We start from the raw sequence: 22,749 nt of genomic DNA on the forward strand, positions 1-22,749 counted from the left end.
ACGGGGAGCGGAAGACGGACGGTCATCGGCCGCGGACCCCGCTCGTGGCGTCGCCGCCGCGCGCCGCCTGGTGGTCGAGGATGTGCAGCGCCTGCGCGACGGCCGACGGATCGGTGTCGCGTCCGGCGTGGTCCGGGGCGTACCAGCGGTCGTTGAGCAGACCGTCGTCCAGGTGGGCCCAGGTGTGGTCCAGGGTGATCTCCCCGGGCAGCCAGCCCGTGGGCCGTGGCCCGCTGACATGGCCGTCGCGTTGGCTGCGGGTCCAGGCGCCGTCCCAGTAGCAGGCGATCAACTGGTTGGCTTCGTCGGCGAGTTGCTGGGCCTGCTGGCGGCAGACGGAGGCGGCGGAGCGCCACTGACCGACCATCTGCCCGAACCGGGCGAGCGCGGCGGGCGCCGGTTCCCCGCGCACCGTGTACTGGGTCACGACCCGCACCGACTCGGCCTGGATGCGGATGTGCAGCGCGCGGTGCGCCGTGAGGGTGCGGGAGCGCAGCCGTGCGGTGCCGCGCCGCACCTGGGCCCGCAGGCCCAGGATGTAGGGCGGCAGGCCGTCGTCGTCGGCCGGTGTGCGGCCGGCCGCCGCGTCCGTCAGGAATTCCCGGAGCCCGGCCGCGTCCCGGCGGCCGTGGAACCGGGCGCGTGCCGAGGAGAGCCGCCCCGCTTTCAGCCGTCGAACCCGGACATTTATTCGAGCTTTGTTGATCATTTTCGAAGAGCCCCCATTCGTCGCGGGCGGTCCGGGTGGGAAGGCGCCGCGATGGGGAGAGAGTAGCGGAGCAAAACCCCTAGCGGGACACGTGATTTGAGAGGAACCGATCATTCTTTGCGGTGCTCCGGAAAACAACCGGTTCTCGCCCGGCGGAGAGCCGGATCGGGGCCTTCCGGCAATTGCGGGGGCCCCTCGGCGCACTGGATACTCCAAGCCGGTGCGAGGAGGAGATGCCGTGGAATTGCGCCTCGACGGGACGCACTACCCACTGGAAACGCTGGGCCCCGGAAAACGGCTCGGCGTCTGGTTCCAGGGCTGCTCCCTGGGCTGCGCCGGATGCATGTCACGGCACACCTGGGACCCGGCCGCGGGCACACCCGCCACCGTCTCCGAGGTGCTCGCGCTGTGGCGGCGGGCCCTGGCCGACGGGGCCGGTGGCCTCACGGTCAGCGGCGGCGAGCCCTTGCAGCAGGCGGCGGCGCTCGCCGAACTGCTGGCCGGTGCGGCACGCCTGCGGGACGGTGCCCGGCGCCGCGAGGGGAGCGCCGGGCACCGTCCCGCCGACCTGCTGGTGTACACGGGGTACGAGCCCGCGGAGCTGACGCCTGAGCGGCACGCCGCCCTCGCCGGCGCGGACGCCGTGATCACCGGCCGGTTCCGGGTGGCGCAGCCCACCCGGCTCGCCTGGCGCGGCTCGGCCAACCAGCGGATCGTCCCGCTGACACCGCTCGGCGCCGCCCGCTACGGCCCGTACCTGGCCCGGGAGGCGCCGGGCCCGCGCCTCCAGGTGACCTCGGGCGGGGACGGGGAGCTACGGCTCTACGGTGTCCCCCTGCGCGGTGAACTCCTGCAACTGGAACGGCGGCTGGGGCAGGGCGGGGTGGCCCTCACGGAGCGGAGCTGGCGGCCGTGAGCAGCCTGGCGTGGCTCTCCTCCGGCGTGACCAGCAGCACCGACCAGGACGGGTCCCGGCGCAACTCCGCCCGGATCGCGTCGAGCAGCCGGCGGGCCACGGTCTCCACGGGCAGGCCGCCCCGGCCGGCGCCCAGCAGCGGGAAGCAGATCGAGGACATCGGCAGGGAGAGGAACTCGCTCTCGTGGCGGGCCAGTTCGAAGGACGCACGCACCGCCTCGGCGAGCACGGCGGGGGACACGTGATAGCGGTCGCCGTCGCCGACCGGGGTGGCGATCGCCGCGTGGTGGATGCGCCGCACCCCGTGGGCGGCCAGGGCGCCGGACGACGTGGCGACGACCGTGCCCGGCCGCACGGGCATGCCCGCGCGGCCGTGCGTCCGCTGCCACACACGCAGTTCGCGGGAGAGCACGTCGTCCACGATCTCGCCCGAGGCGTCCCGGAGGGCGGCGGCCCGGCGCAGCGCACCGGACACCGTGGGGCGGAAGGTCTTGGACATCTCCAGATACGTGTTCTCGGAGGAGACCAGGACGTCCACGTCCCGCACCTCCTCGATCGGGCACACCCGGACGGTGATGCGGCCCGTCGGGGCCACGGGTGCGGCGGCGGCCGGCCGGGCACCCGGGCGCCGCGGCAGCCCGGCGGCGGGCGGCCCCGCGTGCGCCGGCGGAGTGGGCGGTGCCGGAGCCGCCGAATCGCCCACCACGACGACCTGCCGGCCGGGTGCCTCGCCGACGCCCGCCTCCCGGGCCACGGCCAGGACCGCCGCCGCGAGTTCGGCGACGACATCGTGCTCCTGGCTCTTGCGGAACCGCTCGGTGGTCACGCCGTAGACGGCCGCCGCGGCCTTGCGCCGGTCGGTGCCGGGGACCCCGCGCCGCGCGGCGAAGATCCCGAAGGAGTGGGCGGCGGCCCGGGCCAGCGGATCGCACGAGTCGTCGTCCCGCACCGGATGCCCGCCGGCCAGCCGCCGTACCGCCGCGCCCAGCAGCTCCTCGATGCCGGTCTGCTCGTCGTCCGGCCCGGTGCACAGACCGGCCGCTACGGCGGTCTCGCGCAGGGCGTCCCTGGTGCAGTGGCGCAACCCGGGCAGGCCGCGACGTCTCAGTTCCCTGAGTTCGGCGACGAGATTTCCGTGCGGGGGCAGGGGCTGCATGATGCGCATCGTAGCCCCGGCCGGGGATTCCCTGAAGATCCGGGAAAGTCACCGCCACCGGGCAGGAATCGCGTTATCTTCATCGTCCCGCGGCCCGCGCGCCGGGCCGGTTCGCTCCGCATTGCGGCCCCCCGGTTCACCCCGCGCGTTTCCCGGAAGGCCGGAAGATGACGACCACACCGCCCACCCGTTTCGTCGACCCCGCGGACGGGGGTTTCACCGATGCCCGGCTCATCGAGACCCGCCCGGTCGGCGCCGATGTGCCGCCCGAACTGGCCGATCGTTTCCTGCTCGTCACCGTGCTCCGCGAGGCGCGCCGGCCCGTCGAGGCCGTCGTCCTGCGCGTACGGGACCTGTCGGGCCGTCACGGAGCCGCGGAGATACCCCTGGTCCTCAAGTGGTACCACCGGCTGCACGCCCCCGACCCGAACGTCGAACGGGAGCTGCGCGACCTCGCCGAGCCCCCGACTCCCCATCTGGAACGGCTCCTCGAGACCGGCGACGCGCACGGACACCCCTGGCACCTGTACTGGTCGCACGGCGAGGAGACCCTGGAGAAGTACCACGTGGACCACCCCGACGGGCTGCCCCCCGAGGCCGTCCGCGCCGTGGTGGGCCAGCTCCACGGTGCCGTCACCGCCCTGCACGAGCGGGGCGTCGTCCACCGGGACATCACCCCGGACAACATCATGGTGCAGACCCGCCGCGCCGACACGGTCGACCTCGTCCTCGTCGACTTCGGCGCCGCCGCCCACCGGCCCGACGAAGCGCTGGACCCCCCGGCCGACTGGCGCGGCAAACCCCTCTACCTCGCACCCGAGGCCGGACTGCTCCGGCAGACCGTCTCCGAGGCGGGCGACTGGTGGTCGTTCGGCATGGTCGTCGCCCAACTCGCCCTCGGCAGGCACCCCATCGGGTTCCGCCGGGACGAGGACGTGCTCGCGGAGATCGCCACGCACGACCCCGACGTCAGTGACATCACCGACCGCAGGACCCGGCTGCTCTGCGAGGGCCTGCTCACCCGGGCGCCCGAACAGCGCTGGCAGGCGGCCGAGGTACGGGACTGGCTCGACGGCCGGGACCCCGACGTCGCCCCGCGCACCGACGGGCGGATCTTCCCCGACGACCCCACCCGCCCCGCCGTCGACCCCTTCCCGTTCATGGGGCAGGAGTTCACCGGGACCGACCACCTCGCCGTCCACCTGGACCAGAACCACGTCTCGGCGGCGCGCATGCTGGCCGACGACGGCGACCGGGCCCGACTGGTCGTGTGGCTGGGCCAGTTCGAGACCGTCGGGGGCCGCAGCCCCGAGGAACTGGGCAGGCTCGCCGACCTGCGGCGGGAACTGGCGCAGCCCCCGTCCGTCGCGGGCCTCGTACGGCTCCTCAACTGGCTCGGCCCCGGCCTGGACGTCACCTGGCACGGAGCCGCCCTGGACGCGCAGAGCATGCGCCGGCTGTGTCAGGGCGCCCGGGACGGACACGCCGACGCGGTCGCGCTGCTGCGGCACCTGGCGCAGCACCCGGAGGTGCTGACCGGACTCGCCCAGCGACCGGGCGGCGACGGCCTGGACGAGACGGACCGCGCCTGGCGGGTCCTGCGTGCCCGCTGGGATCCCACCGTCCGGGAGCTGAGGCGCGACCGCCGGGACCGGGCGGCCCTGCGGCGCACCGTGGCCGTGGACGCCTGGCTGCTGCAACTGGCGCGTGAACCGGAACGCACCAGGAGCCTGCTCACCCGTCAACTCGTACTGCTGCGCGCCGAGTTCCCGGAGCGGGTGCCGTGGTTCGACGCGCTGCTCTCCGCCCAGGACGACGACCTGCGCTTGGTCGCAGCCCTCCTGCTCGGCGGCCGAGCGCGGCAGGACGCGCAGGAGCTCCGGCACAGGCGCGTCGTCGAGGAGCACGAGCGGCTGCTCGCCGCCGACCAGGACGGCCTGCTCGCCGTACTGCGCCGGCTGGACCGCCTGCCCACCCTGGGCTGGGCGCTGCTCGGCGCCACCGCCGTCACCGCGCCCTGGAGCTTCGTCATCGGTCTCGCGGACGTGCTGGGCCGTGCCTCCCAGGAGGCGGTCGTCACGGCCTGGCTGGAGGCGCTGCCCGCCGCCGCGTTCGTCTTCGTGGTGGAGCTGTGGACCGCCGTGTACATCGGGCCGCCCTTCTACCACCCCGGCCGCTCGCTCGCGGGCCTGCTGATCCGCAGCGCGGACCGCCCCGCCAGGCTGGCCCGCACCCGGGCCGGGCGCTACGTCGCGGCGGCGCTGCTCGTCCTCGCCGTCGTCCTCGCGTTCTACGCCATCGCCGTCGTGCCCTGGCTGTGGCCGCTCGCCTCGGCCGCCGCCGTCGCCGTCTGGAGCGTCCGCCGCGGCTGGGCCTGGCGCCGCCTGCGCCGCGAGCACCGGGCCCAGCGGACGGCCCGCCGCCGGGGCCTCGACCGGCGCCCCGACCGGCGAGCCGGCGGCCGAGGCGGCTGGACCTGGCGGCAGGTAGCGCGCAGGGTGCGCCAGGGTGTGGGGGACGGGTGGCGCCGGGTGCGGCAGGCGGTCGGCCGAGGCGCGGGGGACCGGTTGCGGGGCGTATGGCAAGGGGTGCGCCGGAGTGCCGGGGACCGGGGGCCCGGGGCGCGGCAGGCGGTGCGTCCGGGTGCCGGCGGCCGGTGGCGGCGATGGCGCGAACGCCGGGCACGGCGGGTGTCCCGCCGGGGCGGCGGTGGCCGGGGCCGGTGGCGCCGGGCGCGGCAGCCAGCCCGCGGGCGGTCCGGGACGACGACCGATACGACAGGAGAGCAGGCATGAGTTCGGGTCTGGGCATCCCCACGATCCAGACGGTGGCACCCGCCGTGCACTTCGCACCGCCCCCGCCGCCCCTCGACCCGCAGGCGCTGCCGCACACCGGCATGCTGCACCTGCACGACGCGGCGGGACAGGCCTCCGCCCACCTCGCCGACGCGGCCGGACACGCGGTCCACCAGGCCGCGGACGCCGCGCTCCAGGTGCTCGGCTCGCTCAGCGGCGTCCTGCTCGCCGGGCGGGCCGCCCTGCTCGGCACCCGGGTCCTCGCCGCCGCGGCGGTGCGGGCCGCGGAGGAACAGCGCTGCCTGGAGCGGCAGCAGCGCCTGGCGGCCACGGCCGCCGAGCAGTGGGAGGCCGCAGCGTTCGCCGCCGTCCGGGTCAACGCCCGCAGGCGCGCCCTGCTGTCCCGGGTGGCGCGGGCCGCGGCGCACGGCGGCCCGCCCGGACCCCCGCCACCGCCCGACGTGCCACCGCCGCTGACGCCCGTCGGGGAGCGACTGGGCGAACTCCGGCGGGAGATGGCCCGTGCCGAGGAGGCCCTGCGCCGCGCGGAGGACCGGCAGGCCGCGTGGGAACAGCAACGGCTCGCCGCCCTGCTGCGGCTGGACGAGGAACGGGACGACGACTGGCAGCGCGCCCTGCGCGAAAGCCGTCTGCGCACCCTGGGACGGTTCTCCGCCGAGCGCACCGCCGACGCCGAGGCACGGCAACTGCCCCGACAGACCACCCCCCGGCAGACCACCCCCCGGCGCGGCCCCGCCGCGCTCGGCCCCGAGGAGGTCCGCCGCACCGGGGCGGAGATCCTCGGCGAACTGGACCCGTACGCCGACACCAAGGCCGGCGAACTCGCCGCGGGCGCCGTCCGGGACGCCGTACGCCGGGCCGCCGACGACCCCCGCCGGGCCCGCATCCACCTCACGGAGGCACGCAAGTTCGTGCGGGACGCCAACAAGCAGGCACAGCGGACGCGGGAGGCCCAGGAGAAGGCCGCCCTGCACTACGACTTCCTCGTGTACGAGACCCCGCGGGGCGCCGAGGACCTGCCCCCCGCCCCGGACGCCGTGGCGCTGCTGCGCCGGGCCCTGGAGGAGGGGACCGCGCTGACCCCGGCCGAACAGGAACTGGTCCGGTGCCGGGTGGAGGAGCGGCTGCACGCCCTGGAGGCGATGTACGTCCGTGAGCAGTGCGCCGGCGCCGTCGCGGAGCTGGCCAGGAGGTTCGGCGGCCGGGCCGGGGCGGGCCGGCCCGAGGGACAGGAGATCCGCCTCGACTGGACGCCGGACGGCTGGGAGCCCGGGCACTGGCTGAGGGCGACCCTGGTCGACGGCCGCCTACGCGTGGCGACCATGTACCGGGGCACGCCGGGGGAGCGGACGCCCGAGCAGCGCGCCCTGGACGACGCCCGCTGCGCCGAGGCCCAGCAGCGGTTCGCCGAGTTCGAGAAGATCAGCGGCGCGCTGGGCCTGGACCTGGAACTCGAGGTCGAACGCACCGAGGGGGCCCTGCCGGGCGTCCTGGGGGAGGACGCCTGGGTGCTCGACGAACTGATCGAGGAAGCCGGCCCCGCGGCCGGCACGCACCGGGACGTGCCCCGGGACGCCCCCCGGCACCGCACCGTCGACGGTGACGGCCGCCGCTGAGAGATGACGGACGCCGCTCGCCGCCGGGAAGGCCGGGCGCGCGCCGCCGAGACCACCTGAGGCCGGCGCGCGGCCCGCGACAGCGCGCATCGGGGAGGAACGATGGACCTGTCCAAGGAAGACCGGCTCCCGCCCTTCGTGGAGGAGCTGACCGGAACACTCGGGGTGCACGCGCAGTACGTGCTGCACGGCAACATCCGTGATCTGCACCTGGTGCGCCGGCGCGGCCGGGACCGGTTCCACTCGCTGCACGACGTGCTCTGGAACCCGCTGCGGGAGAAGGGCTACGAGGCGCTGGTGCTGTGCGACCAGGTGAGCGGCTTCCGCGTGGCACAGGTCGGTGAGGGCGAGGTCCGCGCGGCCGTGGAGGAACTGCTCCAGGGACCGCACGAGTTCCCCGGTCAGACGGCGGCGCAACGCCAGGCGGTGCTGGAGCAGTTGCGGAACATCACCAGCGGGTGGGCGCGGCAGCGGGAGGAGATGATGCGCGACGGCCGCCGGCTGCGACCACTGCGGGTCGCCCTGGTGATCGACCACGCCTCCCGCCTGCTCACCGACCCGTCCCGAGTCACCCCCGACGAACGGGACTTCTTCCTCGCCTGCCTCAAACTCGCCCACGAGGCCGAGCCGTTGCCGCCCCGCGTCGGGACCGGCGTCGTACCGAAGGGGCCGGGCCTGTTCAACCCGGTCGTCTGGCTCGCCGAGGGGGAGCGGGACGTCCCCGCGTGGCTGGTCTCCGGCAGCGAGCGGATCCGCGCGGTCGCCGTACCGGAGCCGGACGCGGACGAACGCACCACGATGGCCCGCCTCCTGCACGAGCGCTACGAGCGGTACCCCGGACACGGCGCACGCGACGACGGTGCCACCACGGGCGGTGTGGACGCCGAGGAGTCGGCGCGGGCGGTCGGCGCGTTCGCCCGCGCGGCCTCCGGACTGAGCCTGCGGGCCATGGAGGAGAGCGTGAAGCTCGCCCGCTCCCGGGGCCTGCCGTTCGCCGCCATGCCGGACGCCGTACGGATCTACCGGCTCGGGGTGGAGAAGAACCCCTGGAGCCGCGACGAGATCCGGCAGCGCATCCTGCGCGGCGAGAACCCCCGCGAGGAGGGGTCCATCCCCAGCCGCGTCCTGGGTCAGGAGGCCGCCGTGGCGATGACCCTGGACATCCTCAAGCGCGCCGCGCTCGGACTGTCCGGGGCGCAGGCCACCAGCCCCGGACACCGGCCGCGCGGCGTGCTGTTCTTCGCCGGCCCGACCGGAACCGGCAAGACGGAACTGGCGAAGGCCGTGGCCTCCGTGCTCTTCGACAGCGACCAGGCATATCTCCGCTTCGACATGAGCGAGTTCTCCGCCGCGCACTCCGCCGACCGGCTCGTCGGCGCGCCCCCGGGCTACGTCGGGTACGAGGCGGGCGGCGAACTGACCTCCGCCGTACGGGAGAACCCCTTCCGCGTCATCCTCTTCGACGAGATCGAGAAGGCCGACAAGGGCATCCTGGACAAGTTCCTCCAGGTGCTGGAGGACGGCAGGCTCACCGACGGTCAGGGCGTCACCACCTACTTCAGCGAGTGCGTGCTCATCTTCACCTCCAACCTCGGCGTGCAGCGCACGGACCCGGAGACCGGGGAACGCGAGTGGATCGTGGAACCGGGCACGCCGTACCGGGAGTTGGAGGCCACCGTCCGGGACAACGTCAAGAAGCACTTCGAACAGGTCATCGGGCGGCCGGAGCTGATGAACCGGATCGGCGGCAACGTCGTCGTCTTCGACTTCATCTCCGACGAGGTCGCCGCGCAGATCTTCGACCTCCAGGTCCGCAACATCCAGCGCCAGCTGGCCCAGGGCCACCAACTCGTCCTGCGGATCGAGGACACGGCCCGGAGCCGGCTCCTCGACCACTGCACCCGGGACAAGTGGAACGGCGGCCGTGGCATCGGCATGGTCCTGGAGACACATCTGATCAACCCGCTCGCCCGGGAACTGTTCGCCTCCTCCGACCTCGGGCCGGGCACCACGGTCGTGGTGACGGACGTACGGGAGACCGACAGCGGACGGGTGGACACGACCGTCGTGCTCAAGAAGGGAGACGCAGATGGCGGAGGTGCACGACTGGGATGACGACGACGAGTGGGAGGTCGGCGCCGGCGTCGCCTCCCCGGTCGCCGCACCCCGCCCGTCCCCGCCGTCCGTCGGCGAGCGGTGCCCGGGGTGCCGCAGGGTCGTCCCCGCCGGTACGGCCGTGTGCCCCGCGTGCCTGTCCCCGCTCGGCGCGCCCGGCCGGGAGCCCGGTACGGGTCCGCGGCCGGAGCGGCTGGCGGGCGGTGTGCTCCGGCTCGTCTTCCGCGCCGGCGGTCGGCACCTCGACGTGCCGCGCGGCGGGGAACTCCGGCTGGGGCGCAGCAGCAGCTGGGCGCCCGAGGCGGCGGCGATCCTGGCCGACGAGGAGACGGTCTCGGCCCGGCACGCCACCGTCGTGCACACCGCGGACGGGGCGGCCTGGGTGACCGAGGTCGCGCAGGGCGCCACCAACGGCACGCGCGTCAACGACCGTGTCCTGGTGCCGGACCGGGCCGTCCGCCTGCGCAACGGCGACCGCGTCGAACTCGGCCCCCGGGCCGGCTTCGTGGTCCGCGGCATCGAGACCGAGCCCACGGACCCGCCGGCCTGACCACCGGCACACGGGCTCGGCCTCAACACCGGTGCAGGCGCTCGGAGTCGACCTCAATTCCATTGCGCGGGACCGGACTTGCTCTCGACACCGGCGCACCGCGTACGCGCCCGGCCCCCGGCACCGGCCCGAGCCCTCGGTCCGGTGTGCGTGCTCAGTTCCGGCCGGCGCCCAGCGCGGCCACCGCGGACTTCGCCGCCTTGATGGCCCCCTTGTTGATCTCGTCCGTACCGGGGGCCTTCTTGTTCTCGAAGTCGCTTCCGTTGTACGTGACGACGACGAGGGCGTTGGCGGCACGGACCAGCACCACGCCCTCACGGGTCTGCTGGCCGTCCTCCGTGGTGAGGTTCACGACGGAGTAGGCGCTGTCCCCGAGCCCGGGGACGACCCCGCCGCCGCTCTTCTCGGCGACCCGCTGCTCGTACTCCTTCTTCGCCCCCTGGTCCGACTCGCTGATCTCGAAGGACACGTCGAGCCAGCGGTAGTCGTAGCCCTGGAGCGCGTTCCAGGAGCAGGTGCGGCGCAGCGCGGTGTCCGTGGACGGGATCTCCTTGCCGGCCGTCTTCGCCCCGGGCACCAGGGACTTGACGGTGCCGGCGGGCACGGCGGAGCAGGGGGCGGGTGCGGTGGTGTACGTCTTCGCCGCCGCGCTGGACGACGGTGCGGCGGCGGAGGACCCGGGGGGCGTCTTCTGGGCCGTCGGGTGCCCGGCGGAGGCCGGCGGCGCGGCCGGGCCGGACGACAGCGCCCAGCCGGCACAGGCGAGCACCGCGACCGGCGTCAGGCGCGCGGTGAGAGCGAGCGGCAGAGGAAGGGAACGCACAGCGCACTTCTCGTGGGGGAGGGGGTGCGGAAGGGGTCCGCAGGGTGGACGGGGACGACAGTGTCACACGACTCCCTGTGGGGCGGAAGTGCCAACTCGCTGCGTACCCGCCCGATCACGGGCGCGCGTTCACGACGTACTGCTCTGCCCGTTATGCCCCCCGGTCGACCGCCAGCAGCACGAGCCGCCGACGGCCGGCCGGTCCGGCGCGGATACGGCTACGGCTGCGATTACGGCTCTGGTTACGGTTACGGCACTCTCGCGGTCCACTCCGGCGACGAGAACTTGGTGCGCGCCAGCTCCTCGGCCCGGGCCAGCTCCTCGTCGGTGACCTTGCCCTGCGCCAGGCCGTAGCGCGCGCGGAAGGAGGCGATCATCCGGTCGATGACGGCCTCGCGCGGCAGCCCCGTCTGCCGCCGCAGCGGGTCGACCCGCTTCTTCGCGCTCCTGGTCCCCTTGTCGGAGAGTTTCTCCCGCCCGATCCGCAGCACCTCGACCATCTTGTCCGCGTCGATGTCGTACGACATGGTCACGTGGTGCAGCACGGCACCCGGGCCGCCGCCGGGGCCGACGATCCGCTTCTGCGCCGCGCCCGCGATCTTGCCCTGGTCGGTCGCGATGTCGTTCAACGGCTGGTACCAGGCCCGGATGCCCATGTCGCCGAGGGCGCCCAGCACCCAGTCGTCCAGATAGGCGTAGCTGTCCTGGAAGGACAGGCCCTGCACGAGGGACTCGGGCACCGACAGCGAGTAGGTGATCGTGTTGCCGGGCTCCACGAACATCGCGCCGCCGCCGGAGATCCGCCGCACCACCTCGATGCCGTGCCGGGCAGCGCCCTGCGGGTCCACCTCGTTGCGCAGCGACTGGAAGCTGCCGATGATCACCGCCGGGGCGCCCCACTCCCACACCCGCAGCGTCGGCGCCCGCCGGCCCGCGGCCACCTCGGCGGTCAGCACCTCGTCCAGCGCCATGTGCAGGGCCGGCGGCTGCGGGGCCTCGTGGATCAGCTGCCAGTCGTAGTCCGTCCAGTCCGTGGCGTGCGCGAGCGCCCGGCGCACCGCGATGCCGACGCCCTCCGACGTCAGCCCGTACATCACCGTCCCCGCGGGCAGCGCCGCCTCGATCCGCGCGGCCAGCCCCGCCGCGTCCGTGTCCGCCGGGGCGCCCTCCAGCGCGCGGTTCACCGCCTCCAGAGCCTCGTCCGGCTCCAGGAAGAAGTCACCCGCCACGCGCACGTGCCGCAGCACCCCGTCCTCGACGTCCACGTCCACGACGACGAGCTTGCCGCCGGGCACCTTGTACTCACCGTGCACTGCCTGGGCCTCCGTTCCTCCCGCACGGGATCAACGCGGGGGCCGGCCGTGGTGTTCCCCCGGTCGCCGGTCACGTCCCTCGGGGGTGCGGGACCTCCTCAGCCGGCCTGGGGCTTGGGGAGCGGCACCCACAGCCGGTCGGCGTCACCGGCGGCGAGCCGGCCCCGGCAAACGTCGATCTCGTGGTCGAGGAGCACCAGGTTCTCCCGCAACTCCGTCATCCTCGTGGCCACTTCGGCGCGGTGGGCCTCCATGAGGGCCAGGCGCTCCTCCTCGTTGCCGTACCCGGCGGCGACCAGTTCGGCCTACCGCCGGATCGTCTCGACGGGCATCCCGATCGCCCGGAGCGTGGTGCACAGGGTGATCCAGGTCAGGTTCCGCTGGTGGTAACGGCGCCGGGCGTTCGGTCGACGCCGGTGATGACCAGACCGGCACGCTCGTGGTAGCGCAGCGTGTGGACGCTGACCCCGGTGCGGCGCGCGGCCTCGGCGATGGTCGGACCTGGTCGGGCTCGGCCCGCGGGCGAACGGACTGTGATCGCGTACACCCACGCGGAACACAGCGTCCGGTGGCTGCTGGTCGGCCTCGGCCCCGGCATCGTCGCCCTGGCGCTGCTCAGCACCGGCACCTGGGCCAAGGAGACCGCCGCCCGGGCGGCGGCCCTCTTCGAGGAGGTGGACCGGGGCGCGGCTCCCCAGCCGGCGGACCGCCGCTGACCGTCCGCGCGAGGAACCGGGCGGGGAGGCACGCGGTGCCGTGTTCGTGCACCGCGCGCCTCCCCGGCGGTGCCTCTCGCAGCGGGGCCGCCCGGAACGGCGATGCGGAGCCACCGTGCCGGGCGGCCCCGCATCGCCGCCGGCCGCTCCCGGTACCACGCCCCCGGCGTCGTGGCCGCACGGAACCGTGTCCCGGTGGTGGCGTCGATACCGGCACGTGTCCGTCCACCGGTAAGAAGCGGTCGGCCGAGCGGGACGTTGCTGCTCCTTCTGCGGACGGCGAGCCCGTGTCCGGCGCTCGCGGAACGGAACGGTCCGGGCCGCGCCGGCCCCGTTCCCGGAACCCCGGAATCTCTCCGAGGACTGTATGAGGATGGACGGGCCGACCGACGCACCCGGACACCGAGGTGAGAGATGACGTTCACGACCCGCCCCACCCTCCAGGGCACCTTCGGCATGGAAGCCCCCGGGGCGGGCCGCTGACCTGGGCTTTTGGCCCCTTCGTGGTCTCTGACCCGCGGGAACGTCTCTTTCACCGTCTTTCAGGGACATTCGAGCTTGTGTCGCTCGAACTCCCCAGAGCCTCCCTGACCGGCGAGAGACTCCCCGGTTCCTCCCCAGCCGCTCCCCAGCGGAGTGGCTGGGGAGGACCCAGCAGAATGCGCACTCGCCTGCGGTTTTGGGGTGCTGAGGGGGTGACATGGGGCAGAGCCCACGGGGCCGCTACAGACTCCGATCGTCATGGCGTGCCTTGTCGGCAGGCTGTAGGCGCGTCGAGAGCAGCACTCCGGAGATGATCGACGCGGCGCCGTCAAGGAACACGGTTCCGGGCGCTCAGTTCCGCTTGGGGCGCTGCGTCTCTCAGCGGTACACCCAGCAGGGCGTTCCCGGGGGCCGCCGGGGGATGACGGGGAGCGGACGCGTCGGGGGGAGTCTGTCGAACCGCCGCCCAGGTGGTGCCGAGTGTGCGCGTAGCCGGCCGGTGTCCATCGGCTCCTGTACCCGGGAGAGGAGGAGGTCTTCCTCGTCCCTGATGGCCTGCCGTATCCGCGCGAAGGCCCGCTGCAATTTTCCTCCCGCCCGGGATCGCCGGCACGAAGTTCTTCCTCGACCGGGCCGTCAGTTCCTCGCCATCCGGGACTGGGGCTCGTACGGCGGGCCACAGCACCGTATCTCCCGCGAAGGCATGGCTGAAGACCAGCCCTACCCTGGGCGCGCCCCCAATGCTTCCCGAAACGTTACGCTCCGGCTGGGTAAATATCTGTGCCCGCGAGCTGAGGTTTCAACGGAACAGACAGGCAGTTTCTCTACCGCATTAAAGTGAAGTGGGACTATGCGCCGTACACGGGCCGCTGCGGCGTGCTACTGTCGATGTCAGTTGCAGTTGTGGTTCCCAAAACTTCAAGTGCTCTCCGGTCGACACCTGTGCCCACTGGAAGTGCTTTTGTTATCCGGGGTCTTTTCCGGCGGGGTGATCATCGCGGCGACACGGGGCCCGCGCAGCGCGGATCCCGATGCACTGCCCCAAAGGAGAAATGACATGGCTACTGGTACCGTGAAGTGGTTCAACGCGGAAAAGGGCTTCGGCTTCATCGAGCAGGACGGTGGCGGCGCTGATGTGTTCGCCCACTACTCGAACATTGCCGCCCAGGGCTTCCGCGAGCTGCTGGAGGGCCAGAAGGTGACCTTCGACATCGCGCAGGGCCAGAAGGGCCCCACGGCCGAGAACATCGTTCTCGCCTGACACTGACTGTCGCGTACTTGTAGCTGGGCCCGCGTCCTTCGGGGTGCGGGCCCCAGCTACTTGCATTTTTCCGCAGTGGTCTTGCCTGCGGATGACAACCAGGAAGCCCGTAGGCTCACCGTATGCGGAGCGTGGTGCACGCATCCCTTCATGGCTTCATCGCGGTGCACTCCCCGAACATTGCGTCCGCTTCGCGCCACTCATTCCAGCTCCTGTACCCGCACGGACTTTTCGTCGGTCAGATTCGCTTCCGCATTCCACCGGTCCATTCTTGCAATTCTCTGCGCTGCTGATCGCTGCGGGAATTCCCTGATATGTGCCGCATCGAGGAAGGTTCCGCATGAACCGCACACGCACGAACGACCGCTTCACCCGCACCCGTAACAGCAGTGCCGAATCCGGAAGGGGTGGCAGTCGATTCGGTTCGTCGGCCAGGAGCCGCTCCGCCGGGTCGAGCCGTTCCGGTGGTTACGGCCGCCGGCCCGCCGCGGTCCAGGGGGAGTTCGCGCTGCCCAGGACGATCACTCCCGCGCTCCCCGCCGTGGAGGGCTTCGCCGATCTCGACATGCCCGGGGCGCTGCTGGGCGCGCTCAGCTCGCACGGCGTGACCGTACCCTTCCCGATCCAGGCCGCGACCCTGCCGAATTCCCTCGCCGGCCGCGACGTACTGGGTCGTGGCCGCACCGGCTCCGGCAAGACCCTCGCTTTCGGGCTGGCGTTGCTGGCCCGTACGGCCGGGCAGCGCGCCGAGGCCAGGCAGCCGCTGGGGCTGATCCTCGTACCCACGCGTGAGCTGGCGCAGCAGGTCACCGACGCGCTCGCCCCGTACGCCCGCTCCGTGAGGCTGCGGCTGGCCACGGTGGTGGGCGGAATGCCGATCGGCCGGCAGGCGAGCGCGCTGCGCGGTGGCGCCGAGGTCGTCGTCGCCACACCGGGACGCCTCAAAGATCTCATCGACCGCGGCGACTGCCGACTGAACGAGGTTTCCATCACCGTCCTCGACGAGGCCGACCAGATGGCCGACATGGGCTTCATGCCGCAGGTCACCGCCCTTCTCGACCAGGTCCGCCCCGAAGGCCAGCGCATGCTCTTCTCCGCCACTCTCGACCGCAACGTCGACCTGCTCGTGCGCCGCTACCTCAGCGACCCCGTCGTGCACTCCGTCGACCCCTCGGCCGGCGCGGTCACGACGATGGAGCACCACGTGCTCCACGTCCACGGCGCCGACAAGCACACGGCGACCACCCAGATCGCCGCACGCGACGGCCGCGTGATCATGTTCCTCGACACCAAGCACGCCGTCGACGGCCTCACCGAGCACCTCCTGAACAGCGGGGTACGGGCCGCCGCCCTGCACGGCGGGAAGTCACAGCCACAGCGCACCCGCACGCTGGCACAGTTCAAGACCGGACACGTCAACGTGCTGGTAGCGACCAACGTCGCGGCGCGCGGCATCCACGTCGACAACCTCGACCTCGTCGTCAATGTCGACCCGCCGACCGACCACAAGGACTACCTCCACCGCGGCGGCCGTACCGCCCGCGCAGGAGAGTCCGGCAGCGTCGTCACCCTGGTCACCCCCAACCAGCGCCGCAGCATGGCCCGCCTCATGGCAGCGGCCGGCATCGTCCCGCAGACCACCCAGGTCCGCGTCGGCGAAGAGGCCCTGCACCGCATCACCGGCGCCCAGGCCCCCTCCGGCATCCCGGTCGTCATCACCGCACCGGTGGTCGAACGCCCCAAGAAGCGCGGCGCCACCTCACGCGGCCGACGCCGCCCCGTCTCGGCGGCCCGCCGCGCGCCCGTACGGCAGTCCACCGCCGGTGCGGCGGCATAGAACCTTGGTGATCAGGAAGCCGGCCCAACTCCGCAGGAGGCACCCTTTGACACTGGACCAGACGCAGTTCCGCCCGGCGAGTGCCCACCCCGCGCACAGCACGGTGGCCGACACCATGGACGCGGCCGAACCGCAGGTCTGGGAGGACATGACCGTGGAGGTGGCACTGTCCGTGATGGCCGCCGCCCGTACAGGTCATCTGGTCGTCTGCGACGAGGACGGTATGTGCACCGGCCTGGTCACCCGGGACCGGCTCACGGCCGTTCGTGACGGTTCCGGATACACGGACCGGATCCGCCTGCGTGACGTCGCCGACGTCATCGGGCCCTTCGCCTCGCCGCTGGCCACGAGGGCCGAAGCCGAGCGTGCGATGCGCTGCCGCCGGCTCGGGGCCCCGCCCGTGGTCGACGGACACGGCAACGCTCTGGGCGTCGTCGCCCTCTCTCGCTGAACCGCCCTCACCCCTACCCGGCCCCGTCTTCTCTTCTCCCTGGAGGCATCATGCGCTGTGTCATCGCCCGCTTCCCGTTCGATCTGACCAAGAGCGGCGTGCTGGAATCGATGAAGGGCGTCACACCTGAGCCGGTCACCGGTGAGTTCGTCATCATCGGACGACGCCACTACCCCGCCAAGCAGGTCGGCCAGGTCATCACCCGCCAGGACCGCCGTGATTTCAGCACCGGCGAAGTCCTCAGGGCCATGACCCGACTCGGCTTCACCTGCCGCACCCGCCCTACCGCCACATCTGCGCCCCTGGCCGGCCCGTACGAGCCGGCTTCCGCAACGCTCGGCACTCCCCCTGTCCGCCTGACTTACGGACAGGTGTGAGCCGAACAGAGCGGTGAGCTCCCACCGGCGTGGGCGAATTCCAGGGGTCGGAGCAACACCGCGGTGAGTTGATCAAGCCGCGAGCAGTTCGGACAGACGCTCGGCTGGGGTCTCCCGGTCGAGCGTTTTGCCTGGGCGGCTGTTGAGTTCGGTGGCGACGGCGTCCAGGTCCTCGCGGGTGTGGCGGGACAGGTCGGTGCCCTTGGGGAAGTACTGCCGCAGCAGGCCGTTGGTGTTCTCGTTCGAGCCGCGCTGTCAGGGGCTGGCCGGGTCGCAGAAGTAGACCGGGATGTCTGTGGTGACGGTGAAGGCGCGGTGGGAGGCCATCTCGATGCGGTCCCAGGTCAGGGACCGCATCAGGTGAGCGGGGGATCAGGACGGTCTCGGTGAGCGCGTTGCGGACGGCGGCGGCGCCGTGGTCGCGTGGGACGTGCACGAGCATCAGGCAGCGGGTGCTGCGTTCGACCAGGGTGCCGATGGCGGAGCCGTTGTTCTTGCCGACGACCAGGTCGCCTTCCCAGTGGCCGGGGACAGCCCGGTCGGCGGCCTCGGCGGGCCGTTCGCTGATCATGACCATGGAGGGCACGAACCGCGATCGGCGGGCTGCCGAGTGCCGGTGCGGGCGGCGCAACGCGCGTCCGGTCCGCAGGGCCCGGGTCAGCCGGCGCCTCGGTTCCCCGCGGCCTTGGACGCAAAGCGCCGGGTAGATCGTCTCGTGGACCACGTGCGTCTCCGGCTGGTCGGGGAAGCGTGCCCGTAGAGCGTGGCAGATCTGCTCCGGGCTCTACCGCCGGGTCAGGTGGTCCTGGAGGAAGTCCCGCAGCCTGGGGTTCTGGCCGATCTTGCCGGGCTTGGGGCGCGGTTTGCGGGCGTCCGCGCGGCGCTGGGCGGCGTGCGGACGGTAGTACCAGCTGCCGTTGGGCATGAGCGTGCGGTTGCGGCGGATCTCCCGGCTCACGGCGGAGGGACTGCGGCCAAGCTCGGCCGCGATGGCCCGGACGGACACCTTCTCCCCGAGCCGGTCAGCGATGTGGATGCGGTCGGCCTCGGTGAGGTAGCGCGACAGGCCGGCGGGTTCCTCAGGGCGAGCCGGGGGTTCGGGTGCTTGCCAGGGCAGCCCCGTGTCCACGATGGGCGGGGCTGCCTTGTACCTCCCGGATGCCTGCCGGCCGTAGAGCGTCAGTGATCGGAGTAGCTGAAGTGATCGGAGTAGCTGAAGTCGCCCACGGTCCAGGCACTGACGTCCTCGATCGCGACGCGGTACATCCCGCCTGTCTCCGGGATCCCCACCGTACCCTGCAGGATCCGGGCGACGTGGAAATGCAGATGCGTGGGCGGTCCGTCCTTCCTCGCGGGGGTGTTGAAGACGGCGGAGAACTCGCCAAGGTCGGCGGAGTCCGTCAGCACCTCAGACGCCCTCTGTCTCCACATGGCTCCCGGAGCCAGCCGACCGGTGATGACAGCACCACTGGTGACCACGGTCAGGGTCATCTGATTGCTCTGCCCGGATTCCACGAGGGCGGCTATCGCAACGAGCAGCTCGTCAGGTTTCGGCATGGGATCGGATTCTATGCACCGGCCCGCCCGGGCGGCTTGGACGACGCCGCAACCGGGCGAGAAGGGCGCACACGGCTCCCCTGGTGCCGCATTACAGGTCAGGGGGTGCGCATGGGCGCCAGGGGCGTGCTTCGAGGCATTGGTCGGCTGCCGTTCGGCTGCCACAGGTCTTCGATGAACGCTTGTGCGGTATCGCGTGCGCCGGCAACGGCCGCGTGGAACGGGGCAGCTGTGGCGTTGACGGACACCGTGTTCATCAGGGTCACTCTCGTCTGCGGGATCGTTCATGCCCGGCCCTTGCCCACCCGACCCTGTGCCCCGCCTGCCAACCCACCCGAGCGGCCGTGCTCGCCGGAGAGGGCTGAGAACCGCGGTCGGCGCCGCCACGGGAAGCTCCGTGGGCGGCTCCGGGTCTCATCCGTGCGTCGGACCTGCGCTGCGGACGGCCAGACCTCGTCGTCGAGCCGCAGAAAATCTATGCTGGCTGGAGTAGACATTCGATGTCTTCGCGCTTATGGTTTCTTTTGTAGCTGAGATCGATCAAGGCCCGGCAGACACGAACTGCCGGGCACTAGTCCACGTATGGCGGTGCGGTGGTGGAGTTTCGAAGCCAGGTTGTTGTACGACGGCGACGGGGCTGACGACCGGACCGGGTGGCCTGAAGTGACGAGGGGCCGCCGTGAGCAGGACCGCAGTTGACGCGGTTGCAGTACGAGCAGTATGCAGTCCCTGTTTGCAAGTGACTGGTTCCTAGGGAGGAACGAAGGAGTCGAGCACCATCAGGATCGCCCGGGCGGGAGACGCGAGCCCGGGTACCGCAGGACATCGATAGGTAGGTGGTCTCCGGTCACGCATCCGCGATCCCCGCACCCCCGTCGGAGTATCAGGCGGCTGGGCGGAAACAGAAGGCCGGCGCAGCACTAGGGTCGGCAGATGGTGTTGCAGTTCCTTCGGGGCCTTGGTGCCAATGGCACCAAGGCCCCTCCACGCGTTCCACAGAGAGGTGAGATGACAGCAGACGAGTCGCTGAGTCGTCTTGACGACGACGACTACCCCGCCTTCACGATGGGCCGGGCTGCCGAGTTGCTCGGTACCACTCCCGGCTTTCTCCGCGCCATCGGCGAAGCGCGACTGATCACACCACTGCGCTCCGAGGGCGGACACCGCCGCTACTCCCGCTACCAACTGCGCATCGCGGCCCGCGCGCGTGAGCTCGTCGACCAGGGCACCCCGATCGAGGCCGCATGCCGGATCATCATCCTCGAAGACCAGCTCGAAGAAGCCCAGCGCATCAACGCCGAATACCGGCGCACCGGCGGATCGTCCAGTCCATCGCCCGCAGCCTGAGGTGAGCGGGCCCGCCGGTATCGGCGGGCTATCACACCCGCGCGTGGCCGGGCTGTGGCGCGCAGAGATGGTGCTCGTGTCCGAACGGCTCCACCGGCACGTCGCTCACCTCCGGCCCCGGTCGCGGCGCCGCCCAGAAAGGGTGAGGCGGCTGGCACGCTCCCTACCCGGGCGCCGCCGCCTCCCCTCCAGGCATCCCCCCACCCGGCCCCAGTTGTTGATCCGGCCGATAGTGCGGCGAGAGCACCGTGCCGCAGTGGTGAATGCGCCTGCTGCTGTGGTCAGTAGACGGCGAGGGAGATGGCGATGTAGTGCGCGGTGAAGGCCGCCACGGTCAAGGCGTGGAACACCTCGTGGAAGCCGAACCAGCGGGGCGAGGGGTCTGGGCGTTGAACGGCGTAGACCACCGCGCCCGCGCTGTAGAGGAGACCACCGGTCACTGTCAGGGTGACCACGGCCGCACCGCCGGTGTGCAGGAAGTCGGGCAGGTAACGCACCGGTGCCCACCCCAGGGCCAGGTAGCAGGGGGTGTACAGCCAGCGGGGAGCGTTGACCCACAGCACGCGGAAGGCGATACCGGTCAGCGCGCCCGTCCATACGATCCACAGCAGCAGGGTTCGCCGGTCAGGAGGGAGGAGGAGCACGGCCAGAGGGGTGCAGGTCCCGGCGATGATCAGGAAGATGTTGGCGTGGTCGAGGCGACGCAGGACGGCCTCGCCCACCGGCCCCCAGGTGCCCAGGTGGTAGACGGCGCTCGTCCCGAACAGCAGCCAGGCGGTGACGGAGTACACGGTGCAGGCCAGGGCCGCCTGCTGGGTCCGGGCCAGGCAGACGAGGACGATGCCGGCGCTCACCGAGGCAGGGGCCATCGCGGCATGGAGCCGGCCACGCAGCTTCGGCTTGACCGGCTCGACCAGGTCGGCCGCCCACTCGACCAGGTCGGCAGCCGGGTGAAACTCCTCCCCGGCATTGCCATGATGTGATCCGCCGGGGAGACCGGTTACGGCGTCCCCAGACACAACTTCCCGTCCTGTCTCGTTCTTCTGGGCGTCATCGGCAACCATCCGATCATGCTAAGAGCCTGCCCGTGACAGCGTCCCTCGAAGTGGGTCTCGCCACCAACTGGGCCTGCGGAAGCCGTGTAAGCCGCCTGGCCATGGGAAGGACCAAGGTTCCCGAGCGCGTATCTCCACCCACCTACGCCCAAGGACCGCCGATGCTTCCCGAGTTCCCCTCCCACGCATCCGCCCCCCTCGCAGATCAGCTGGAACAGAGATTGGGGCTGCCCTCACAGTTCGAAACCGGCCGTCTCGACGTGGAGCGTGTCGCCGGCATAGCGGTCCTCGCGGCGGCCCACTCCGACGGCTACGCGGCCACCGCGCATCTCCTCGGACTGCTGGCCGCGCTCCCCGCCCCCACCGACGCAGGAGAACGCTTCTGGTCGAACCTGTGGAGGTCCTCGGGCACCGCCTACCTGCTGCCGACCAATATCAAGGACCTGGTGCTGCGTTCGCTGGCCGGAGAGGGAACCGGTCTGGCCGGACAGATCCTCTCGGCCGTAGACGAGATGACGGCTCCCCAGCGCGTTGCGGCCGCAGAGGTGATCGGCCAGGCGCTCACCGAGTCCGACCACCTTCCTGATCTCAAAACACAGGTCATCGGCGAACTTTGGCTCCGGGACCTGGAACTCACCGCCTGGCGCGTCCTTCACGCGGACCACAAGTCGTTCGATGCGGCGGGACGTAACGCCTTCATCGAAGCATGGACGAGTGTCTGACCCCGCCCGAGCCGGCACACAAGCATCCGAATAACGGGACGTTCGAGCAGTGACCTGTGATCGAACGAATCCGGGCACGGCTCGGACGGTAGTGGTGGGAGGCGTCGGTCGGTTGGTCCTTGCCGTGAGGACGGGTTCGTAATGGCACGGCTGCGACCCGTGGGCGCACGGGCGCGCCGCACTGTCCTGGTTCCTGAGCACCGACGGTGACACGGTGCCGACTTGCGCGCAGGGGGCCGGTGACGCCGCCTACGACCCGTACCTGCGGGGCAGCGGCTTGACAGCCGCCCTCGCGGGGCCGTCTCGATACCGCCGGTACCTCGCTCTCGCCGTAGCCGACGAGACTCACACGCCCGGCTGCCTGGTCACCGCGGCCTTGGACGTCATGGAGTCGAGTGGCAGCGCGCCTTCACGGACGCCGTGAACGCCGCCAGCCGAGGGACGGCGGCCACCCGGGGCAAGATCGGGCGCGCTTCCGGCACAGCGCCGACGGCACTCGGGCACTGCTGTACACCGAGTGGCCCAGCGGCGAGGCCCACCAGGAGGCCGCGGAGGCCGGCCACGACGACAAGGGGCACGAGATCTTCGCCGGCACCACCGGGCGCACGGCTGACCCATCGAAGGCGGTGCCGCCTTGACCCCTCCCTGTCCGGCCGCCGGCGTCATCGGATCGTCCCCGGACACCCGCTGTGGTGCCCCGACCCCGTCGGGAGGAAGAGATCGCACAGGTAATGGATCACCCTGTCCCGCTCTCCGGGTACCGTCAGGGTATGAGTCATCCACACCCCGAACTGAAAGCCGCCCCTGCTCTTCCTGAAGGAGGGCTGCGGGTCATCGCCCTGGGCGGCCTGGGTGAGATCGGCCGTAACATGACCGTCTTCGAGCACGCGGGCAAGCTGCTGATCGTCGACTGCGGCGTGCTGTTCCCC

The 22,749-nt window shown here is 72.0% G+C and carries 22 protein-coding genes and 1 pseudogene; 14 read left to right on the plus strand and 9 right to left on the minus strand.

Annotation, left to right across the window (positions count from 1 at the left end; all coding sequences use genetic code 11):
* Window positions 1-22 precede the first annotated feature (22 nt).
* Window positions 23-709, minus strand: coding sequence for a hypothetical protein (locus IE294_RS38465; protein WP_189893981.1), 687 nt, complete (start codon window positions 707-709; stop codon window positions 23-25).
* A gap of 238 nt (window positions 710-947) precedes the next feature.
* Here IE294_RS38465 and IE294_RS38470 point away from each other — a divergent pair, with 238 nt between their 5' ends.
* Window positions 948-1,625 carry a 4Fe-4S cluster-binding domain-containing protein gene (locus IE294_RS38470; RefSeq protein ID WP_189893983.1) on the plus strand — a complete coding sequence of 226 codons (678 nt, stop codon included), beginning with the start codon at window positions 948-950 and terminating at the stop codon, window positions 1,623-1,625.
* Here IE294_RS38470 and IE294_RS38475 read toward each other — a convergent pair.
* Window positions 1,600-2,781, minus strand: coding sequence for a macro domain-containing protein (locus IE294_RS38475; protein WP_189893985.1), 1,182 nt, complete (start codon window positions 2,779-2,781; stop codon window positions 1,600-1,602). The genes IE294_RS38470 and IE294_RS38475 overlap by 26 nt on opposite strands.
* A 167-nt stretch (window positions 2,782-2,948) precedes the next feature.
* Here IE294_RS38475 and IE294_RS38480 point away from each other — a divergent pair, with 167 nt between their 5' ends.
* The 4 genes from IE294_RS38480 to IE294_RS48205 all read left to right on the plus strand — a co-directional run bounded on the left by IE294_RS38480 (window position 2,949) and on the right by IE294_RS48205 (window position 9,878).
* Window positions 2,949-5,576 carry a protein kinase domain-containing protein gene (locus tag IE294_RS38480; RefSeq protein WP_189893987.1) on the plus strand — a complete coding sequence of 876 codons (2,628 nt, stop codon included), beginning with the start codon at window positions 2,949-2,951 and terminating at the stop codon, window positions 5,574-5,576.
* Window positions 5,573-7,213, plus strand: a complete 1,641-nt coding sequence (locus IE294_RS38485; protein ID WP_189893989.1) for a hypothetical protein — start codon at window positions 5,573-5,575, stop codon at window positions 7,211-7,213. The genes IE294_RS38480 and IE294_RS38485 overlap by 4 nt, the downstream gene beginning before the upstream one ends.
* A gap of 102 nt (window positions 7,214-7,315) precedes the next feature.
* Window positions 7,316-9,328: an AAA family ATPase gene (locus IE294_RS38490; RefSeq protein WP_189893991.1), complete on the plus strand. Its 2,013-nt coding sequence runs from the start codon at window positions 7,316-7,318 to the stop codon at window positions 9,326-9,328.
* Window positions 9,303-9,878, plus strand: a complete 576-nt coding sequence (locus IE294_RS48205) for an FHA domain-containing protein (protein ID WP_229917761.1) — start codon at window positions 9,303-9,305, stop codon at window positions 9,876-9,878. Before IE294_RS38490 ends, IE294_RS48205 begins: the two co-directional genes overlap by 26 nt.
* 154 nt (window positions 9,879-10,032) lie before the next feature.
* On the opposite strand, the gene IE294_RS38500 is transcribed toward IE294_RS48205, so the two are convergent.
* From IE294_RS38500 to IE294_RS48210, 3 genes are all read right to left on the minus strand, one after another.
* Window positions 10,033-10,701 (minus strand): hypothetical protein, encoded by a 669-nt coding sequence (locus tag IE294_RS38500; protein WP_189893993.1) that lies wholly within the window; start codon window positions 10,699-10,701, stop codon window positions 10,033-10,035.
* A gap of 248 nt (window positions 10,702-10,949) precedes the next feature.
* Entirely contained in the window at window positions 10,950-12,014 is a 1,065-nt protein-coding gene (gene lplAB / locus IE294_RS38505) for a lipoate-protein ligase LplAB (protein ID WP_189893995.1), read from the minus strand.
* Between the two features lie 98 nt (window positions 12,015-12,112).
* A complete protein-coding gene (locus IE294_RS48210) occupies window positions 12,113-12,268 on the minus strand; it encodes a hypothetical protein (RefSeq protein ID WP_229917762.1) in 156 nt (51 codons plus the stop codon).
* Between IE294_RS48210 and IE294_RS48215 the strand changes: the two genes are divergently transcribed.
* Window positions 12,267-12,404 (plus strand): hypothetical protein, encoded by a 138-nt coding sequence (locus IE294_RS48215; RefSeq protein WP_229917763.1) that lies wholly within the window; start codon window positions 12,267-12,269, stop codon window positions 12,402-12,404. The genes IE294_RS48210 and IE294_RS48215 overlap by 2 nt on opposite strands.
* Here IE294_RS48215 and IE294_RS49900 read toward each other — a convergent pair.
* Window positions 12,385-12,612, minus strand: coding sequence for a MerR family DNA-binding transcriptional regulator (locus IE294_RS49900; protein WP_359836486.1), 228 nt, complete (start codon window positions 12,610-12,612; stop codon window positions 12,385-12,387). The genes IE294_RS48215 and IE294_RS49900 overlap by 20 nt on opposite strands.
* Between IE294_RS49900 and IE294_RS38515 the strand changes: the two genes are divergently transcribed.
* The 5 genes from IE294_RS38515 (at window position 12,548) to IE294_RS38535 (ending at window position 17,139) form a co-directional block, all read left to right on the plus strand.
* Complete coding sequence (locus tag IE294_RS38515; protein ID WP_189894016.1) at window positions 12,548-12,730, plus strand: hypothetical protein; 183 nt, start codon at window positions 12,548-12,550, stop codon at window positions 12,728-12,730. The genes IE294_RS49900 and IE294_RS38515 overlap by 65 nt on opposite strands.
* Window positions 12,731-14,270: 1,540 nt before the next feature.
* Window positions 14,271-14,474 carry a cold-shock protein gene (locus IE294_RS38520; protein ID WP_031045667.1) on the plus strand — a complete coding sequence of 68 codons (204 nt, stop codon included), beginning with the start codon at window positions 14,271-14,273 and terminating at the stop codon, window positions 14,472-14,474.
* A gap of 340 nt (window positions 14,475-14,814) precedes the next feature.
* A complete protein-coding gene (locus tag IE294_RS38525) occupies window positions 14,815-16,311 on the plus strand; it encodes a DEAD/DEAH box helicase (RefSeq protein ID WP_189893997.1) in 1,497 nt (498 codons plus the stop codon).
* Window positions 16,312-16,357: 46 nt separating this feature from the next.
* Window positions 16,358-16,762, plus strand: coding sequence for a CBS domain-containing protein (locus tag IE294_RS38530; RefSeq protein WP_189893999.1), 405 nt, complete (start codon window positions 16,358-16,360; stop codon window positions 16,760-16,762).
* Window positions 16,763-16,812: 50 nt separating this feature from the next.
* Window positions 16,813-17,139 carry an SCO5918 family protein gene (locus IE294_RS38535; RefSeq protein ID WP_189894001.1) on the plus strand — a complete coding sequence of 109 codons (327 nt, stop codon included), beginning with the start codon at window positions 16,813-16,815 and terminating at the stop codon, window positions 17,137-17,139.
* Between the two features lie 72 nt (window positions 17,140-17,211).
* On the opposite strand, the pseudogene IE294_RS38540 reads toward IE294_RS38535, so the two are convergent.
* Window positions 17,212-18,373: pseudogene (locus IE294_RS38540) on the minus strand (IS30 family transposase).
* Entirely contained in the window at window positions 18,319-18,696 is a 378-nt protein-coding gene (locus IE294_RS38545) for a hypothetical protein (RefSeq protein ID WP_189894003.1), read from the minus strand. The pseudogene IE294_RS38540 and the gene IE294_RS38545 overlap by 55 nt, the downstream one beginning before the upstream one ends.
* A gap of 1,008 nt (window positions 18,697-19,704) precedes the next feature.
* Here IE294_RS38545 and IE294_RS38550 point away from each other — a divergent pair.
* On the plus strand, window positions 19,705-20,043 hold the full coding sequence (locus tag IE294_RS38550) for a MerR family transcriptional regulator (protein ID WP_189894005.1): 339 nt from the start codon (window positions 19,705-19,707) through the stop codon (window positions 20,041-20,043).
* A 281-nt stretch (window positions 20,044-20,324) separates the two neighbouring features.
* Here the strand turns inward: IE294_RS38550 and trhA are convergent, their stop codons facing one another.
* A complete protein-coding gene (trhA, locus tag IE294_RS38555; RefSeq protein ID WP_229917764.1) occupies window positions 20,325-21,062 on the minus strand; it encodes a PAQR family membrane homeostasis protein TrhA in 738 nt (245 codons plus the stop codon).
* A 197-nt stretch (window positions 21,063-21,259) separates the two neighbouring features.
* Between trhA and IE294_RS38560 the strand changes: the two genes are divergently transcribed.
* Together IE294_RS38560 and IE294_RS38565 are read left to right on the plus strand one after the other, a co-directional pair.
* Entirely contained in the window at window positions 21,260-21,820 is a 561-nt protein-coding gene (locus tag IE294_RS38560; protein ID WP_189894009.1) for a hypothetical protein, read from the plus strand.
* A 395-nt stretch (window positions 21,821-22,215) separates the two neighbouring features.
* Window positions 22,216-22,458, plus strand: coding sequence for a hypothetical protein (locus IE294_RS38565; protein ID WP_229917766.1), 243 nt, complete (start codon window positions 22,216-22,218; stop codon window positions 22,456-22,458).
* Window positions 22,459-22,749 lie beyond the last annotated feature (291 nt).

The organism is Streptomyces canarius, from assembly GCF_014650735.1.
In the GTDB taxonomy this organism is placed as follows: Bacteria; Actinomycetota; Actinomycetes; order Streptomycetales; family Streptomycetaceae; genus Streptomyces; species Streptomyces olivaceoviridis.

What these genes read in the sequence shown, in the direction of transcription:
- IE294_RS48205 (WP_229917761.1), top strand. Translation starts at nt 9,303, where the DNA reads ATGGCGGAGGTGCACGACTGGGATGACGACGACGAGTGGGAGGTCGGC.
- IE294_RS48210 (WP_229917762.1), bottom strand. Translation starts at nt 12,268, where the DNA reads ATGGAGGCCCACCGCGCCGAAGTGGCCACGAGGATGACGGAGTTGCGG.
- IE294_RS38485 (WP_189893989.1), top strand. Translation starts at nt 5,573, where the DNA reads ATGAGTTCGGGTCTGGGCATCCCCACGATCCAGACGGTGGCACCCGCC.
- IE294_RS38490 (WP_189893991.1), top strand. Translation starts at nt 7,316, where the DNA reads ATGGACCTGTCCAAGGAAGACCGGCTCCCGCCCTTCGTGGAGGAGCTG.
- IE294_RS38475 (WP_189893985.1), bottom strand. Translation starts at nt 2,781, where the DNA reads ATGCAGCCCCTGCCCCCGCACGGAAATCTCGTCGCCGAACTCAGGGAA.
- IE294_RS49900 (WP_359836486.1), bottom strand. Translation starts at nt 12,612, where the DNA reads ATGCCGGGGCCGAGGCCGACCAGCAGCCACCGGACGCTGTGTTCCGCG.
- IE294_RS38465 (WP_189893981.1), bottom strand. Translation starts at nt 709, where the DNA reads ATGATCAACAAAGCTCGAATAAATGTCCGGGTTCGACGGCTGAAAGCG.
- IE294_RS48215 (WP_229917763.1), top strand. Translation starts at nt 12,267, where the DNA reads ATGAGGGCCAGGCGCTCCTCCTCGTTGCCGTACCCGGCGGCGACCAGT.
- IE294_RS38535 (WP_189894001.1), top strand. Translation starts at nt 16,813, where the DNA reads ATGCGCTGTGTCATCGCCCGCTTCCCGTTCGATCTGACCAAGAGCGGC.
- IE294_RS38560 (WP_189894009.1), top strand. Translation starts at nt 21,260, where the DNA reads ATGCTTCCCGAGTTCCCCTCCCACGCATCCGCCCCCCTCGCAGATCAG.
- IE294_RS38545 (WP_189894003.1), bottom strand. Translation starts at nt 18,696, where the DNA reads ATGCCGAAACCTGACGAGCTGCTCGTTGCGATAGCCGCCCTCGTGGAA.
- IE294_RS38525 (WP_189893997.1), top strand. Translation starts at nt 14,815, where the DNA reads ATGAACCGCACACGCACGAACGACCGCTTCACCCGCACCCGTAACAGC.
- IE294_RS38480 (WP_189893987.1), top strand. Translation starts at nt 2,949, where the DNA reads ATGACGACCACACCGCCCACCCGTTTCGTCGACCCCGCGGACGGGGGT.
- IE294_RS38520 (WP_031045667.1), top strand. Translation starts at nt 14,271, where the DNA reads ATGGCTACTGGTACCGTGAAGTGGTTCAACGCGGAAAAGGGCTTCGGC.
- IE294_RS38550 (WP_189894005.1), top strand. Translation starts at nt 19,705, where the DNA reads ATGACAGCAGACGAGTCGCTGAGTCGTCTTGACGACGACGACTACCCC.